The organism is Spirosoma oryzae, from assembly GCF_003002825.1.
Lineage (GTDB): Bacteria > Bacteroidota > Bacteroidia > Cytophagales > Spirosomataceae > Spirosoma > Spirosoma oryzae.
In genome coordinates this window covers 93,704-110,490 of the sequence record NZ_PVTE01000009.1, presented here as the reverse complement: position 1 = coordinate 110,490, position 16,787 = coordinate 93,704, and the positions used below count along the sequence as shown (strand labels likewise).

The window sequence follows — 16,787 nt, the reverse complement described above, 5'->3', positions numbered from 1 at the left end:
AGATTTACAAAGTGATTCGGGTATATGCTCCAACAGCTCCTCGTCCAATTGTTAGCTGTGAGGGTCTTCTATTTACCAAGGCAATCTCCACAACCGTAGACGGTAACCTCGCTCAGATATACCTGGATTGTTTTCGGCTAATAGATCTGTTTCAACTCAAGGTTTTAGAAGCCCGTAACCGATTAAATCATGAATCCTGAAGATCTAAAAGTAGGTGACTGGGTCCAGTTGGTTAAAGCTGAGGATGACTATTTGGATGGAACTGGTTATGAAATTGGTAAACTTTATCAGGTAACAAAACTAGGACCTTATATGGGTATCCCGTCCTCTTGGATTAACTGTATAGACCCATATTCAAATCCTTCTGTTACATTGACAGCTGTTTATCTTCGGAATTTCAGATTACTCGATCCATTTCAGGTTAAAGTTCTTCAGGCACGTAACCAGTTGACACATGGAAGTTAACAGATTAAAACCCGGTGATTGGGTTCAGCTAGTCAATACGGATAGTCAATGGCTTCAACTATATACTAATTGGACTCGGCTGGCTCATTACAGAATAACCCAAATTTATACCTCAAACGATTCGGCTAATGGAGAATGGATAAAAGTAGCCGGAATAAACTCCAATGATGATCCGAAAACAAAGAGATATGGTAACCAGGTTTGGATTGAAAAAAACTGTTTTATACCCATTGATCCTTTCCAAGCCAAAATACTAGAAGCCAAAAAGAAACTGAAAAACCATGAATCTTAAAGAGCTAAACATAGGAGATTTGGTTCAACTGATTAATCGACAAGATCCAGATTTACTTGGTTCTAATTACCGAATCGGTAAAATTTACAGGATTGTTGAATTAGGTCCTATTAACAACGTTTCAAGTCCTTGGATTAAGTGTGAAAACCTTTATTATATAGACGATCGGTTCGATCGTAAAAGACCTATCTCGGTTTATCTTAAATGTTTTCAGTTGCTAGATCCATTCCAGTTAAAGGTTTATGAAGCCAAAAAGATTATTCAGTTACAGTAGCTTTCGAACGGCTTCGTTGAGGGTCTCGTCCGAGAAACTCTCCAGGTAAATCCGGGTCGTTTCTACCGAGTCATGACCTAGTAGCTCCGAGATCTGATCCGTGGGAATACCCAGGTGTTTCAGACTGGAAGCAAACGAATGCCGGGCTACGTAGGTCGTCAGGTGGGTTTCAATCCCAACCTGACTAGCCAGTTTCCGTAGTAGTTTGTTGATCTGTTTGAGTACCGTCTGCATCCGGGTTCGTTGTAGTTCCGGTGTATTATGCCTGGGCCAGAAGATAAACCAGAAGACCGTTTGCTGACCTTTCTTCATCCGTTCCAGGTAATAGTTCCAGATATCCTTGGCCGGATCTAGCATAAACACCCGTTGCCACTGATGAGTCTTGGCCCGGCGGTATTCCAAATAGTCCCCGACTTTCTGCTTGGGTTCCAGCCGGGCAATGTCGATCAGGTTCATGCCCCGGGTGAAAAAGGAAAACATAAAAAAGTTACGGGCGTGAAACTCCGGACTATCTTCTTCCAGCTCCAGTTGGTGGAGTAGCTCGATCTTGTCCCGTTCAATAGCCCGTTTGGCCGTCTTGATACTGCCGTATGGACTCATATTGAATTTATCCTCCCCGGAAAAGGGATTAACCGTGGTCAGCTTTTCCAACCGGGCGTAACCGATCATCGTCCGGAAAGCCCGGAAATAAGCTGAGATAGTCGTGTCTTTACATCCTTTCTGGCGGAGACTGCTTTCCCAGGCCCGGATGAACTGGGGGCTTAGCTGGGAAAACTGGAAATCCGTCTGTCGTTTGGTTAACTGCTTTTCCAGACTCAGCTCCATTCCCCGGAAAGCATTGGCATAACCATGCCGGTTCTCGGCTTTGAGCCGCTTGATCGTTTCCCGGGTGTATTCCAGTACCCCGGTCTGGCTTCCCGTTGAAGCCTTATTGACGGCTTTTTCCAGTATCTGCCGGCTGGATTGACCCGTCTGACTGTTGGTTAAGCCCTTGGCTACCGATAGTTCCAGTTCGGGCAGCTTGAGCATCATTTCCTCGAATAACGGATGAGACTTCTTCGGCCGGCCTTTCTTCTGATCCCAGTCGGTCAGTTTACTGGTAAAGCCAGTAGAAATAAGCTGTTCCTTTCCCTCGGGCCGGATCCGTAGCATGATCGGATAAAGTCCGGTGGCCCGTTTTTTCTTCTGTAGAATCGATTTTACCTGCTGTAACATTAGATACTCCCTGTAGTGGATCAGCAGCGAAACTAAGCCGGTTTAACTCGGTTGTCAATCAGGCAGAGCGTAAACCGGGTACGGAATAGGTAGAATTTTATAGTCTAAAATCACTTAGTTTGACCCCGTAAAAACCCCGTTTAAACCATTTGTAGAGCAATCCATATGCCTTCTAAGCAGACGGTCAAGCGTTCGAATCGCTTCGGGGTCACAACTGATAAGGAAGGGGTTATGCCGAAAATGGCGTGACCCCTTTTTAGTTGCGCGTAATTCAATGTACAGATAGCCGTTTCTATTGTCGGGGTAAAACCGTCCGTAGCCGGTGGTTTCGCCAGGAGGCATGGTGTGCACCACCAAGTAAACAGTTTATTCAAAACGCTTCCGCAACAGAGGTCGATATATAGACGCTTTACCAGCGCATTTGAGAATGCCTACTGAGACCGATGGGACACGCATATCACCTACTTTTGCTGGCACACGCTCAACTGACCACCGGAAAAACCAGACCTACTATATGAGTCAGTCACATCTTCTCCCGGCATGAAGCTACTTCGGCTAATTCACGTACTCACTTCACTGGCAGTAGCCTATTCAGGCTTTCTGATTATGAGATTTGGTGATGTGGTGCCGGCCAAATGGGCGCTTCCTCTAACCACTATGCTGATTGGTTTCCCGACTATGCTGATTGGTATCGGAGCTGGGGTAGTCTATCTGCTTTCTCTGCTCTGGCTAATTGTAGCGTACGAGCCACAACTCGATGCGGTCGAACCTAAAAAGATAAAGGCAAGATTCACTATACTGCTTTCATTGATAGCCTTCGATGGTACCGCCCATTGTTTACTGCGTCCTCATCCTCGACCAACTCGGCTCACGTTTACAGACCCGGTCATCGCAGTCAGGGACTCTATGCGTGTACTACGACAGCTTTGTGAGTCAGTCGACAAAAAGCACTTTTATGGCTATTACGTAGGACCAGATAGTACCTTAGTTTTCAGTAGGTATCTGACTCACCATCGTCAAGATAGCCTTTCGCTGCACAATGTGCCCAGAACACGGTTGACGGCATCATTGGGAGTATATCTGGGTCGAATCGATACGGTTACATCAGCAAACAGTGGCTTTGATTCGATTAAAAAAGACACTGTAATACGAATGCTGTCACTGCTGAAATTTCTAAACCGTAATCAGGTTAGAGGTGTCATACATGATGGCCCTGACTGGAAATATCCGTACGGTATGGATGATTACAGGGATAGTAGTCGCTGGTTTAACAGAGACAAAGAGGAGGAGCAATATTTGTTCATTTACAATACCCCCAAAGACACCATTGGTTACAGTACATATTCCTTCATAAGAAATCGCAATAACCATATGATCCTTTATGAAGGCAGGAGAAACCGATAGGACGATAGCCGATAAAGGTGATTTGCTTGCGCTATCGCCGAACTGGTCAGCTATGCCCACACCTAATTGCAAGCTGTGTTCGAGTTTGGCTACAAGTATCAGTAGGTGCATGTCATGCTTAGTAGTCTGGTGCTCGACACGCACTCACAACGGCATTTGTTCGCCAATAATCCCGATGGGGTCAGGGTAAACTAATAGCGGTGATCGATGCAGTCAACCACGGATCAAAAGGAGATTCTGATGGTCCGCTGACCGGGGATATCCTTACTAAGTCGCTTACTCGTTGCGTAGGCTATCCACCGGATTTGCCAGAGCGGCCCGTAGGCTTTGATAGCTGACAGTCAACAGGGCTACTAACAGGGCCAGTAAGCCAGTCAGCATGAATACCCACCAGTCGACATCAATTTTGTAGACGAAGTCAGCTAACCACTGCTCCATCAAGTACCAAGCAATCGGTGAGCCTAACAGAATGGCCAGCAGCACCAGCTTGATAAATTCACTGGATAGTAATAGCAAGATGCTGCTCACCGACGCCCCCAACACTTTACGTACTCCAATCTCGCGGGTTCGTTGCTGACTGGTCAGCATCGCCAAGCCAAACAGGCCCAGGCAGGAGATGAGTACGGCGATACCGGTAGCCAAGTTGATGATGCGCGACAGCGCTCGTTCCTGCTCATAGAAGGCCTGCACTGATTCGTCATAAAACAGGGAATTAAACGGTTCATCAGGATAAAAGCGACGCCATAAGTTGCCGATGTTGGCTAAGGTTGATGCCCAATCGTCGGGCCGGCCAGCCGCCAGTCGAATGCTGATGTAAGACGCATGGTACTGATAACTGATCAGCGCTAGTGGCTCGATCGCGTGGCGTACTGAGTTAGTCTGAAAGTCACGTACCACCCCTACGATTGGGTAGCTGACAGTCCCTGTACTGAGCTGCTTCCCAATGGCGTCCTGGGGCCGCTTGAAGCCTAACCGGCGAACGGCCGTTTCGTTCAGGACGAAATCCCGCATCGTGTCCGTGGGTTGCAGGTTACGGCCGGCCAAGATGGGAAGTTTGTAGAGGTGAATGTAATTGGAGTCCACAAATTTGAACTGCACACCAAGGGTCACTTCACCACTATCGCGGGGAAGGCTCAGTTCACTTCGCGATATGGACTGATTGGCCGGCAGACTCCCCAGGCTAACCAAGGCCACCCCCGGTAGTTGATTAATCGCCTGTCGCAGGGCCACCCGCTTGCCTATCTGCTCCGGCGGGGTCTGGTTATTGATGGGTAGTAGAGCAACGACGACCGCCTGTCGTTCAAAACCCATGTCTTTGTGCAGAGCGTAGCGTAACTGTTGGCCTAACAGCCAGGCGCAGACGATGAAGACTTGAGCCAGCCCAAACTGGAAGACGATTAATCCCTTCCGCAGGGTTAGTCCCCTCAAGAGCGGATGAGCCGTCTCCAGGGGTGCACCCTTTAGGGTTCCGATGGTCTGTGAACGGGTCGCCAGCCAGCCCGGGTAGAGTCCCGCCAGCAAACTTACGCTAACAAGCAGACCGATGACAAACAAGCTGGCTGACGACCAGTCTAAATACTGCTCAGCTCCAGCGGGCACCCAGTCGCCAAATTGGGTGAAGAACAGCGGAGCCAGTGCAAATGATAATCCTAAAGCCAATAGCGTGACTAGAACTGTTTCGCCCAGAAACTGACCAATGATGGCTCCCGATCGACTCCCCAGCGTACGGCGGATGCCGATCTCCCGGGCCCGGCCCGGCGTCAGGGCGGTGGTTAGGTTGATATAGTTGATGATGGCCAGCAACAGAATAAACGCGGCCAGACCCATCAATTTGTATAGTACCGCCTTGTCGACAGGATGGCTGCTGTCGGCGTACTCGGTGTCGAAGTGTACGTCTGCCAGCGGTTGCAGCAAATGCCATCGTTCCCGTTGACCGTTCTTCAACCGGACACCGCTCGAGTGTACGGCAGCTAGGCGATTGATCTGCTCGGCCAGGCGGGCTGGATTAGCCTGAGGGGTTAACCAGACGAAGAGCTGATCGGCGGAGTTGATGTTATCCCATTGGTCCCGGTTCGGATCGCGAGCGGACACGGTAGCCAGCGATAGAAACTCCTGGGCACCCAAGCTAGAGGGGCGGGTAGGGTTGGCCACTACACCAACGACTTGAACCGAGAGCGTATCGAAGTAGATCAATCGACGACCCAGCACCTGTTGGGGCGACAGGCGTGGGAAATAGCGAGCCGCCCGGGCCTGGGTCAGCACGACTTGGTTGGGTTCTTCCAACGCCCGCCGTTGATGACCGGCTAGCCATTGATAAGGGATTCGCTCGAAGTAATCAGGGTTAGTGGCCACCAGTTGATCATTGGCTCGGAAGCGTTCGGGTTTACCCGCTGGCTGTGGCACGTACACTGACTCATTCCATTGCGTACGAATCGGAACGGCGTGTTCTATGCCGGGTACCTGTTTGGGAATAGCCGCAAGCAAGGGCACGGGCAGTCCTGGTGAGGTGGGCATAAATGAGCCGGGCTTGAAGTGAGTAACAACCCGGTAGATCTGTTCCTTGGCCGGTATGTGTTGATCGAAGGCCAACTCGTAACTGACAATGCGGTAAATGATCCAGCTGGTACATAGGCCGATCGACAAGCCAACGACGTTCAGTAGGGTGAACACTCGATTACGCCAAAGTTGGCGCCGGGCAACCGTGAGATAATTACGAATCATAGCGGGACGTAGTAAGGAGTGAGATGAATCAGCGTGGGCGCGAAACCTGGCCCGGGGTCGTAGTAGCCGTAGCGCGTTGAGCCCGTAGCGCCAGTTGGCCCGGCGTCGCCCAATGGTCTGGAACCAGTGTGCGTACAGTTCGAGCATGTCTCCCTCGACTTCTTCTTGGGTGTCGGGATGACTAAATGTGGTCAATAGCCAAGTTGCCCAGCGGGGTGGCGTCTCCATACGTACAAGGGTCATTGGGTTGGTTGAAACGGACGTGATGATACGGCTGGCAACTATCCCCCGCTCAAGTGCCAGGTCTGGGGTGGAATAGCGTTCCAAAGCTGTTCCCGCACCCGCCGTACTTCCAGTATAACCTGTTGGCCCAGCGCGGTAAGGCTGAAAAACCGTTTGCGCCGGCCACCACGCTCAGCCGTTGCCCCGCCCATGTGTGAGGTTAGGTAGCCTTTTTCGGCTAGCCGCTGCAAAGTGGTGTGAACCGAGCTGAAGCCGACGGCTCGCCCAGCCTTTACTTCGATGGTCTGGGTGATCGTTACGCCGTAGGCCTGCTCTCCCAGCCCGGCAACCGTCAGCAGTACGATTTCTTCAAACTCTCCTAAAAACGCTCGTTTCATGACCGGTGCATTTAATGTGATTTTGTCGATCAAATTATCGGCCAGAGTGTCGATAGGGTCCTAGCAGCTCTCTAGCGTGGCTTTATAATACTAGGGGAGTGGAAGCTCGTCCGCAATCGGACAGGTGCCGTACCGAAGCGGACAAGCTGCTAGAAGCTTTATTTATTCAAAAATCGGCATGGAACGCTCGAAAGTTACCCAACAAAAGCCCTAACACTGGTGGTCTTGCTGACGAACGTAGCTGGCAACTGCACTCAGGGGCCGTAGTCGGTAGGTAGGGTTGAATGCTTTATGACTAAAGACCAGCTAGAGTTGGTGAAGAAGCTACGTGGTCGATCCGATTCGTCGGCCGAGTGCATCGATTCAACCAGTGGAAAATAACCGCTAACGTTATCGGCTGAGCCAACTGGGAATCCCTTCTTAGCTGGAAACTTCTGGATTCGGGCTGATACGCTACACGTCATTCCTGGCTGTTACAAAGGATGTCACTACGGTCTGATCAGAATGCGATGAACAGGCTACGACTTTGTAGTGAGTTGGTTGCCTGATTGCTGTACGGCCTGATACCCGTTAATACCCTTACCTGCCCGACTGGACGTCTGCTGGGCAGGTAGATAAGATTTGGTGATGCGCGGGTGGGCAGATCATTAGTCCGCATTACTTTCTGGCTTATTTTAGGCGAATTGTATTGTCTAATACGAATACCTGGTGCGTACCAATTCTGAGTTTCCTGCGTCGTTCTGGCCTACTGATAGTGAAATGAGCGGGTTGATTCGCCAGTTCGACTGGTCCGATACATCCGTTGGCGATCTGGCGGAATGGCCCCTTAGCCTGCGTACGCTTGTGCGGATGATGCTTACCTCCCGTTTCCCCTCGCTTATCTTCTGGGGCGACGAGTTGATCACGTTCTACAACGACGCCTTCCGGCCCAGTTTGGGGAATGATGGGAAGCATCCAGCCTCACTGGGGCAGCCTGGTCCGGTGAGCTGGGCCGAATCCTGGCCCGTTATCGGTCCCATGATCGGTGCTATCATGCAGGGCGGGGATGCTGTCTGGTTTGAGGATCAAAAGCTACCTATCTACCGGGAGGGGCAGATGGGCTATGCCTACTGGACATACTGCTTCAGCCCGATTACAAACGATGAGGGGGCCGTCAATGGCGTGCTGGTAACCTGTAGCGAAACCACGAAAACCGTTGAGGGTATCCAGCAACTGAAGGCCAGTCAGGAGTTTACGGAAAGTTTATTTTATCACTCGCCCATCTCCAACGCCGTCTTCGTGGAGAACGATATGACGGTCCGGATGGCCAATGACGCTATGCTGGCGATATGGGGACGGGATGAGTCGGCCATCGGTAAACCGTTCCTGGAGGTACTTCCTGAACTGATCGAAACCGGAGAAATCGAGCGGTTACGCGCGGTAATGGCAACCGGCGCGCCGTTTCGACGTACCGAAGCGCGTTTCGACCTGATCCGGTACGGACAGCCGTACACAGGCTACTACAACTACATCTACGAAGCGATGCGTAGTAGTAGTGGCGACATAACGGGCGTCGTTAGTGTGGCCTACGAAGTGACGGAGCAGGTGCTGGCCCGCCGGGCCGTTGAAGATAGCGAGGCCCGTTTTCGGAGTCTGATCGAAGAAGCGCCCGTAGCCACGGCCCTGTACGTAGGGAAAGACATGCGCGTGCAGGTCGCCAACGAAACGATGCTTCGCTACTGGGGTAAAGATGCCTCTGTTATCGGGATGCCGCTGGCGGAAGCCTTGCCTGAGCTGGAAGGACAGCCTTTTCTGGGTTTGCTGGACGACTTATTTGCGACCGGAAGGCTGCACGAAATGCGGGAGGCTCCGGCCGATCTGAAAGTCGACGGCGTACTGAGTACCTACTATTTCGACTACACGTATAAGCCCCTGCGTAATGCGGCCGGTGAGGTGTATGCGATTATGAACATGGCCATCGATGTTACGCCGACCGTAAAGTCGAACCGGCAGGTGCAGCGGGCGCGGGAGTCGTTGCAACAGGCTGTCGATCTGGCGCAACTCGGCATCTGGCAGATCGACCTCCCAACGCAGTCCGCTACATTTTCCGGGCGGATGCATAGCTGGATCGAGTACAAAGAGCCGCTGACGCTGGACGATGTTGTCGACGCGATTATTCCCGCCGACCTGCCCGTCTTTGTCGAAGCCTACCAACGGGCGCAGCAGGTAGATTCGGGTGGTCGGCTGGAAGTGGAATACCGGCTCAAAAACGTGAGTACCGGGCAGGTCCGGCTGATTCACTCCATTGGTCAGACGCATTTCGACGCGCAGGGTAAGCCGGTCAACATGAGTGGATTCAGTCGTGATGTTACGCACGAACGAGCGGCCCAACTCGCGCTACGTCAACAGGTCGACGAGCGAACCGAAGAATTGGCTGCGACCAATGAGGAACTGGCGGCCAGTAATGAAGAACTGGAGGAAGCAAACCAGTTGCTGATTCGCTCGAACGATAACCTGCAACAGTTTGCGTACGTCGCCAGCCACGACCTCCAGGAGCCCCTGCGTAAGATTCAACAGTTTGGCAACCTGCTGCAATTACGGCAGGGGGCCAACCGACTGGACGACGAATCGAACAACTACATCGAGCGCATGCAACTGGCCGCCAGTCGCATGTCGACGCTGATTCGCGACCTGCTGACGTATTCCCGCATCGATACGCACCGCGAAGCCAGTCAGCCCATTCCGCTCAACGACGTGATTGCGGACGTGCGTACCAACCTGGAATTGCTACTGACCGAAACCGACACGCAACTGGAGGTCGCCGACCTGCCAACGGTAACGGGGGACTTCTCGCAACTGGCTCAGTTAGTTCAGAACCTGCTCAGTAACGCCATCAAGTTCCGGCAAAAAGACGTGACTCCCCGAATTCGAATACAGGTGCAAACCGTGCGCGCCGAGCAATTGCCGGCCGACGTTCGCCCCGGCCGATTTACGCCCGTTTTTCACCGCATCGATGTGGTCGACAACGGGATCGGTTTCGATGAGAAGTATGTCGACCGTATCTTTCAGGTCTTTCAGCGCCTGCACGGGAAAGGTGAATACGTCGGGACGGGCATCGGGCTCGCTATCTGTCAGAAGGTCGTTGCGAACCATGGCGGGGCCATTACCGCCCACAGTCAGCCGGGGCAGGGCGCTACGTTCAGCGTGTATTTGCCGGCCTGACGACACGCCATCAACCGTTAACATCGGCGTAGACCTGACCAGTTTTCAAAACCTGCCAGGCTCCCCAAAAAAAACCAGTGCCAGAAAGTATGGTGTAGTCTTCAAATGCAAGATTGTGCCGAAATAGGAAGGGGGCCTTTGGGCCAAAGGTTAACCAAGTCAAACGGTCAACATATGTGGTGGATTTATGCGCTACTCTCGGCCCTGTTTGCTGCACTGACGGCCATTTTGGCGAAAGTGGGTATTCGGGGCGTCAACACGGATCTGGCCACTGCTATCCGTACGGTCGTAATCCTGGTAGTGGCGTGGGGGCTGGTTTTCTGGCGTGGCGGTATCGAAACGGTGCCTAATCTAACGCGTCAGAACTGGCTGTTTCTGGTGCTGTCGGGTATCGCGACGGGGTTTTCCTGGATCTTTTATTTCAAGGCATTACAACGGGGAACCGTGTCGCAGGTAGCACCGGTCGACAAGCTCAGCGTCGCCATTGCCATTGTGCTGTCGGTACTGTTTTTGGGTGAAGTACTGACCTGGAAGGTGGCTCTGGGTGCAACGCTAATCATCGGCGGTACGCTTGTGCTGATTTTGTGAGTATCGTGAGTGCAGGGTAAGCAATCCGGTCCTGCCCAAGTCTTCTACCGCAAGTACGTTATCGGAAAAGAGCAGAGAAATCATGAAGCAGAACGAGTGGAAGGCATTGGCGGCTGAGTGCGTAGGTACGGCGCTGTTGCTATTTGGCGGGCTGTCGGCGGTGATTTATGATTTTGGGACCGGAAGTCCCGTCGCCGATTGGTTACCCGATCCGGTCTGGCGTCGGGTGCTCACGGGCTTTCTATTCGGGTCAACCGGTTGCCTGATCACGCTGTCACCGCTGGGCCGGATCAGTGGGGCACACCTGAACCCGGCCGTGACACTGGCCTTCTTCTGTCGTCGGCTGATGCCGTGGCGCGGGTTGCTGGGTTACGTACTGGCGCAACTGATCGGGGCGGTAGTGGGTGCGTGGGTACTGACGGCCGTCTGGGGCGCAATGGGCGCGAGTCAGCGGGAGGGGGTTACGGTGCCCGGCGATAACATCGTAGCTGCCTTTGCCGGTGAGGTGCTGTCGACGTTTCTGCTGGTCTGCACCATTCTGCTATTTACGGCGCACGATCGGCTCAAACCGTACACCCCATACACGATTCCGATTTTGTTTGCCGGGCTGGTTGGACTGGAAGCGCCCTTGTCGGGGTGTAGCGCCAACCCGGCCCGTAGTTTCGGTCCTGCCCTTGTCACCGGCATCTGGACCGATCACTGGCTGTACTGGCTGGCTCCATTTACGGGTACGGGCCTGGCGCTGCTGCTGTTTGCCTCGCCGATTCTCAACTGGCTCCGCAACGACGTCGCCAAGCTCTATCATTTCGCTCACGACGAAACGGGTTTCCTGCGCGGGCAGGCGCGTGTGTGATGGCATCTATGTGTCATTTTACATTGTTCGCCAGCCTGATAACCATCCGGTAGGTGAGACGCGAAGGATCGCGTCTCTACACATTAATCACTTTTAAACCCGGTCAAAACCGCGCGTAGAACGGTGGGGGAAGCCATTCCCCATTGGCGTAGAACCGCTGACCGGGTGCCGGACCAACAAGTCGGTGTGTTGCCTGTTTTACGATGAGAACTGGTTTGTGATGACTACCAAACCGACTTTGACGAATGTAACGCACGACGACGATGGCTAAAACAGGAGCTGACCTATTGGTCGAACGATTAGTGGAATGGGGAGTCGATACGGTGTTTAGCCTGCCCGGCGACGGTATCAACGGAATTTACGAATCGCTGCGGACGCACGAAGACAAAATCAGGCTGATACAGGTTCGGCACGAGGAAGCGGCTGCGTTTATGGCCTGCGGCTATGCCAAGTTTACCGGCAAGCTGGGGGTTTGTATCGCGACGTCGGGTTGTGGTGGCATTCACCTGATGAACGGTCTGTACGACGCCAAGTACGACGGACAGCCGGTGCTGGCGATCACGGGAAGTGCCGCGCACGACATCAGTGGTACGTTCTACCAGCAGGACCTCGATCTGGTGAAAGTATTTACCGATCTGGCTGCGTACAATGAGCGGGTGATGGGGCCCGATCATGTGGTCAATGTGCTCGATCAGGCCGTTCGGACGGCGTTAGGGCAGCGGACGGTGACCCATATTTCGTTTCCAAAAGATTACCAGGACTGGACTGTCAGCGACGATACACGTTCGTCGTCGAACGTCGCCGATCACAGCAGCGTGACGAAAACGGCGTATTCAGTGGCACCTTCAGTCGATCAGCTACGGAAGGCGGCTGATGTAATCAACGCTGGCGAGAAAGTCGTGGTCATGGTAGGCCGGGGGGCGCTGGGTGCTCGTGATGAGGTCATTCAACTGGCTGAAGCGGTAGGTGGCCCCATCGTAAAAGCGCTACTGGGTAAAGCCGTGCTACCCGACGATAATCCGTATACGACGGGTGGACTGGGTCTGCTCGGCACGGCACCGTCGCAGGATGCCATGGAAGAATGCGACACGCTGATTATGGTCGGCACGAACTTCCCGTATTTCGAATTTTACCCTAAGCCGGGACAGGCCCGAACCATACAGATCGACCTCGACGCGGCCCACATCGGGTTGCGTACCCCCGTCGAAGTGGGCCTGCTGGGCGACGGCAAAACGGTGTTGCAAGCGCTGTTACCACTGATTCAGCGTAAAGAAGACCGAAGTTTTCTGAAAAAAGCGCAGGAGCGAATGGGTTACTGGCGTGAGCTGCTGACGCAGCGGGGAACGCAGGATACCATGCCCATGAAACCGCAGGTGATTCCGCACCTAGTCAGTCCGATGCTGGCCGACAATGCCATCGTTACCTGCGACTGCGGCAACAACACGACCTGGGTAGCCCGGCATATTCAGATGAAAGAGAACATGCTCTTTTCAACGTCCGGCCTGCTGGCGACCATGGCCTCTGGTTTTCCGTATGCCATTGCTGCATCGGTGGCGTACCCGAATCGGCAGGTCGTTGCTATGGTCGGCGATGGCGGCTTTACGATGCTGATGGGCGAACTGGCAACGGCGGTCAAGTACAAGCTGCCAATCAAGCTGTTTATCTTCCACAATAACTCCTACGGGCAAATCAAGTGGGAGCAGATCGTGATGGAAGGTAATCCCGAATACGGCGTCGAACTGGAATCGATCGACTATGCCCAATTTGCCCGTGCCTGTGGGGCTACCGGCTTTACGATCAGCGAACCGAAAGACGCCGAGCGTATCATTCGCGAAGTCATGGCCCACGATGGTCCCGTTCTGGTTGATTGTATCGTCGATCAGAACGAGCCGCCGATGCCGGGAAAAATCACGACGGAACAGGCGCTGGAGTTCACGAAAGCCATGATTCGTGGCGAAGCCGACCGGGGTAGTATCATCAAAAATTTCATCCGCAACCAGGTGAAGGAAGCCGTCGCCACCAAGGGCCGCAGCCTGATCGACCTTATTCCGGGCACGTAGACGAGGCATCGCAATCGCGTCGACAGGCAATGCCCTTCCGTAAACGGGAGCGGCATTGCCTGTATCTGGCTGATGCTACATAGTCGCCATTTTTCGTTTGTTCTTGGGAAGAACCGGCGTAGTGGCGGGCGGATGCCGGTGGTGCGTAGCCTGCTCGTAGGCATAGCAAAGCCGAACGAGTGTCGGTTCGCTAAACGGACGTCCGAAGAACTGTAAGCCTGCGGGTAAATCGTTGTACGTGAAGCCCATCGGTACCGTAAATGCAGGAAAGCCAGTAGGGGGCGACAGCGCATTATTATTCGTACCGGAGGGCGTATTCAGGTCGCCGATCAGCCGGGGCGGGTAGCTGAATGACGGGTATACCAGTGCATCGACGCCCGTCGAGTCCATGGCGCGCAGCAGTAGCTGCCGCAGTCGCGCCCGTAAGGCCATGTTTTTAGCCCAGCCTTTGTGCGCTTCAGGAGACAGGGTATCGGCGTCGGCATCGAGTAGTGTCTTCTCGATAGACGGGTGAAACTGCCGTGATTTGATAATCGAACGCAGCGACTTATGCGGTGCATTAGGCCCCAGGTTAGCCAGGTACACGTTGAAATCGCGCCGGAGTTGCGGAATGGTGTCGAACGACTTATTGATCGTGTCCAGCTCCGGAACCCGCACGGAGTCGATAACGATAGCGCCGGCCATTCGCAGTTCATCCAGTGCCTTGTTGAAAAGCGCATACACCTGCGGATCAGCATTTTTCGGGGTAACTAACTGGCGAAATACACCGATTCTGGCCCCTTTCAGCCCGTTTTTATCCAGGAACTGCCGATACGACACGGGACTGTTTCCTTTACTCCGCTGGGTAACGGTATCAGCTTCGTCCTGACCTGCGATGACGTCGAGCAGTCGAACGGCATCCTCGACGGTCCGGCAGATTGGTCCACCGGTGTCGTTTGTCATGGCAAGCGGGGCAATGCCATCCCGGCTGACCAGACCCAGCGTCGGCCGAAATCCGACCAGGCTCTGATGCGACGAAGGTCCCCGGATAGAACTGCCCGTATCGGTGCCTAGCCCGATGGTGCCAAAATCGGCAGCCACTGCTGCTGCCGTTCCCCCGCTCGACCCGGCCGTCGTTCGGCGGGTGTCATACGGATTACGGGAATAGCCCGGCAGAATCGAACTCACGGAAAAGTGTCCCGATGTAGCAAACTCGGCCAGATTTGATTTGGCAATGATGATGGCTCCTGCATCCCGAATCCGCTTGATGACAAATGCATCGCGGGGTGGTATCGATGTCTTCATCGCCAGTGTCCCGTTGGTAGTGGGCATGTCGGCGGTATTGTAATTGTCTTTCACGATCACCGGAATACCGTGGAGCGGCCCCACAAACGTGCCCGTCGCTTTGTACAGTGAGTCGAGCCGTCGGGCTTCGGTCAGTGCCTTCGGATTGACCATAATCAGCGCGTTGATGAAAGGCCCCTGTTTGTCGTAAGCTTCGATCCGGTCGAGATAAAGCTGAACCAATTGAACGGCCGTGAGCTTACCCGCCCGCATGGCTGTGTGCAACTGGTCGACGGTGGCTTCGCGCAGTTGTTTCGGCTTAAATGATTGCCCGTACGTGGTGACGACCAGGGCGGTAAACAGAACAAGTAGTAGTCGTCTTTTCATCAAGTCGGCAAGTATAGGCGGTAGGCGATCCGACACAGTGGTCGAAAACGGATTGTATCAGCCTAATCTAAGGGTCTATGCCAACGAATAGATGGTGTTATGTGAAAAATGCAATAGAATAATTGTTTTTTAGCTTATCTGGCAATTCGTTTCTCGTAAAACAACGCAGCCAACTTATCGTCCAGCGCGTGACTGGGTAAATCCCTAGCAATGATTTTTCCCTGCGGATCGAGTAGCACGGACGTCGGAAAGCCGGAAACGCGGTATTTTTGGTAGTAATTGTTTTTGTCGGTCGACAGAATTTGCGGCCATTTCACCTGCTTTTTCTGTAGGAAAGTACGCAGTCGTTCGGGGGAGTCGCCACAATTGATGCCGATGAATGCAAGCTTACGCTTGTCGGCACGCTGGTAGATCGCATTCAGGTTGGGCATATCTTCGACGCAGCCTCGACAGCCGGTATGCCAGAAGTCGATAAAGACGTACTTACCCCGTTGCTTCTGCAAATCGATTGGTTTACCGCTGATAAACTCGGTGTCAGTAAATGGCTGAAATACCCGTCCGTTCTGTAGTGGATTTGTCTGAGCTGACACAGCGCTGACTGGCTCAAGTTCCAACGTATTATCACTGGGTGAAATACCATTGTTACGGTAAGCGATACCACCCAATTCAATTTCATCACCGATCTCGACCATCTTCTGTCCGTCGATCCGGCCGTTGCTCCCGATGGATGATGCCAGTGCAATTTTTGATGCTTCGAAATCAAGGCGTGATAAATGAGGGTCAATAAGGAGGTCATACTGCTTACCAGCTACCTGGGCTATAGCCGTTGCGTAACGGGGGAAACTATACAAAAAATGAGTGTTGGTGTACCGAAAAACTACGGGCGTGCGAGCCGTTTCTACCCGTCCGTTCTTGTATAGTTCGTACTGGATAATGCGTTGATCCTTGATTTTATAATCGATTTCCTTCGGGTGAAGAAACTCAGGATAGACAGGTGCTTCGTCAGCGAAATCGAGGTCATTGTCTGTGTCGACTAGAATGGCCCATTTACCAATGTGCTCATCGAAGCCGCGTACAACGTTCACGTAGCATTTTATGGGCTTCGTCGACAGAGAATTCGTATTGGACGTCCAGCCAGGTGCTTTGCTGTACGTATCGTAAAGGGCCTGCTCTAAATTCCCCGTTTTGACATGCTGATAAACGAACTGCTGGAAATTTACGATAACTCTGGTCCGTACCGGGCTGCTCCAGTGACGGGGAATCCCACGAACAGGATAGTATGTTTTGCCCCATATTGGATCGGTTGGCCAATCTGCGCTAAGGATGCCAAATCCGGGGTAAAACGGTCCGTAGCCTTCTTTGATTGTGATGGGTAATCGGATTGTGGTTGGCGCTTGTTCCGGCTGCCTGTTGCAACTCGCCAGGACTAGTACTGTGCAGAATA

At 53.0% G+C, this 16,787-nt stretch carries 13 protein-coding genes; 8 read left to right on the top strand and 5 right to left on the bottom strand.

All coding sequences use genetic code 11. The features are described from left to right. Positions 1-189 precede the first annotated feature (189 nt). Genes CLV58_RS28010 through CLV58_RS12265 form a run of 3 tightly spaced genes read left to right on the top strand, consistent with a single transcriptional unit; the run spans position 190 to position 1,031 of the window. The gene (locus CLV58_RS28010) at positions 190-465 is read left to right on the top strand and encodes a hypothetical protein (protein WP_146141421.1); all 276 of its coding nucleotides are present in this window, start codon (positions 190-192) and stop codon (positions 463-465) included. Then, positions 455-757, top strand: coding sequence for a hypothetical protein (locus CLV58_RS12270; RefSeq protein ID WP_106138109.1), 303 nt, complete (start codon positions 455-457; stop codon positions 755-757). Before CLV58_RS28010 ends, CLV58_RS12270 begins: the two co-directional genes overlap by 11 nt. Beyond that, the gene (locus CLV58_RS12265) at positions 747-1,031 is read left to right on the top strand and encodes a hypothetical protein (protein WP_106138108.1); all 285 of its coding nucleotides are present in this window, start codon (positions 747-749) and stop codon (positions 1,029-1,031) included. Before CLV58_RS12270 ends, CLV58_RS12265 begins: the two co-directional genes overlap by 11 nt. On the opposite strand, the gene CLV58_RS12260 is transcribed toward CLV58_RS12265, so the two are convergent. Next, complete coding sequence (locus CLV58_RS12260; protein WP_106138107.1) at positions 1,023-2,246, bottom strand: site-specific integrase; 1,224 nt, start codon at positions 2,244-2,246, stop codon at positions 1,023-1,025. The genes CLV58_RS12265 and CLV58_RS12260 overlap by 9 nt on opposite strands. 540 nt (positions 2,247-2,786) lie before the next feature. Between CLV58_RS12260 and CLV58_RS12255 the strand changes: the two genes are divergently transcribed. Next, a complete protein-coding gene (locus tag CLV58_RS12255; RefSeq protein WP_106138106.1) occupies positions 2,787-3,650 on the top strand; it encodes a hypothetical protein in 864 nt (287 codons plus the stop codon). A gap of 276 nt (positions 3,651-3,926) precedes the next feature. On the opposite strand, the gene CLV58_RS12250 is transcribed toward CLV58_RS12255, so the two are convergent. Together CLV58_RS12250 and CLV58_RS12245 are read right to left on the bottom strand one after the other, a co-directional pair. Then, on the bottom strand, positions 3,927-6,614 hold the full coding sequence (locus CLV58_RS12250; RefSeq protein WP_106138105.1) for an ABC transporter permease: 2,688 nt from the start codon (positions 6,612-6,614) through the stop codon (positions 3,927-3,929). Between the two features lie 38 nt (positions 6,615-6,652). Further along, positions 6,653-6,991, bottom strand: a complete 339-nt coding sequence (locus tag CLV58_RS12245; RefSeq protein WP_106138104.1) for a PadR family transcriptional regulator — start codon at positions 6,989-6,991, stop codon at positions 6,653-6,655. A 708-nt stretch (positions 6,992-7,699) separates the two neighbouring features. Between CLV58_RS12245 and CLV58_RS12240 the strand changes: the two genes are divergently transcribed. From CLV58_RS12240 to CLV58_RS12225, 4 genes are all read left to right on the top strand, one after another. Continuing rightward, entirely contained in the window at positions 7,700-10,192 is a 2,493-nt protein-coding gene (locus CLV58_RS12240; protein WP_245882311.1) for a PAS domain-containing sensor histidine kinase, read from the top strand. 174 nt (positions 10,193-10,366) lie between these two features. Continuing rightward, positions 10,367-10,780 (top strand): EamA family transporter, encoded by a 414-nt coding sequence (locus tag CLV58_RS12235; protein ID WP_106138102.1) that lies wholly within the window; start codon positions 10,367-10,369, stop codon positions 10,778-10,780. Positions 10,781-10,862: 82 nt separating this feature from the next. Continuing rightward, complete coding sequence (locus CLV58_RS12230) at positions 10,863-11,633, top strand: MIP/aquaporin family protein (protein WP_106138101.1); 771 nt, start codon at positions 10,863-10,865, stop codon at positions 11,631-11,633. A 263-nt stretch (positions 11,634-11,896) separates the two neighbouring features. Then, a complete protein-coding gene (locus tag CLV58_RS12225; RefSeq protein ID WP_106138100.1) occupies positions 11,897-13,693 on the top strand; it encodes a thiamine pyrophosphate-dependent enzyme in 1,797 nt (598 codons plus the stop codon). 75 nt (positions 13,694-13,768) lie between these two features. Here the strand turns inward: CLV58_RS12225 and CLV58_RS12220 are convergent, their stop codons facing one another. Next, positions 13,769-15,343, bottom strand: coding sequence for an amidase family protein (locus CLV58_RS12220; RefSeq protein WP_106138099.1), 1,575 nt, complete (start codon positions 15,341-15,343; stop codon positions 13,769-13,771). 134 nt (positions 15,344-15,477) lie between these two features. Then, entirely contained in the window at positions 15,478-16,428 is a 951-nt protein-coding gene (locus tag CLV58_RS12215; protein ID WP_170108693.1) for a TlpA family protein disulfide reductase, read from the bottom strand. Positions 16,429-16,787 lie beyond the last annotated feature (359 nt).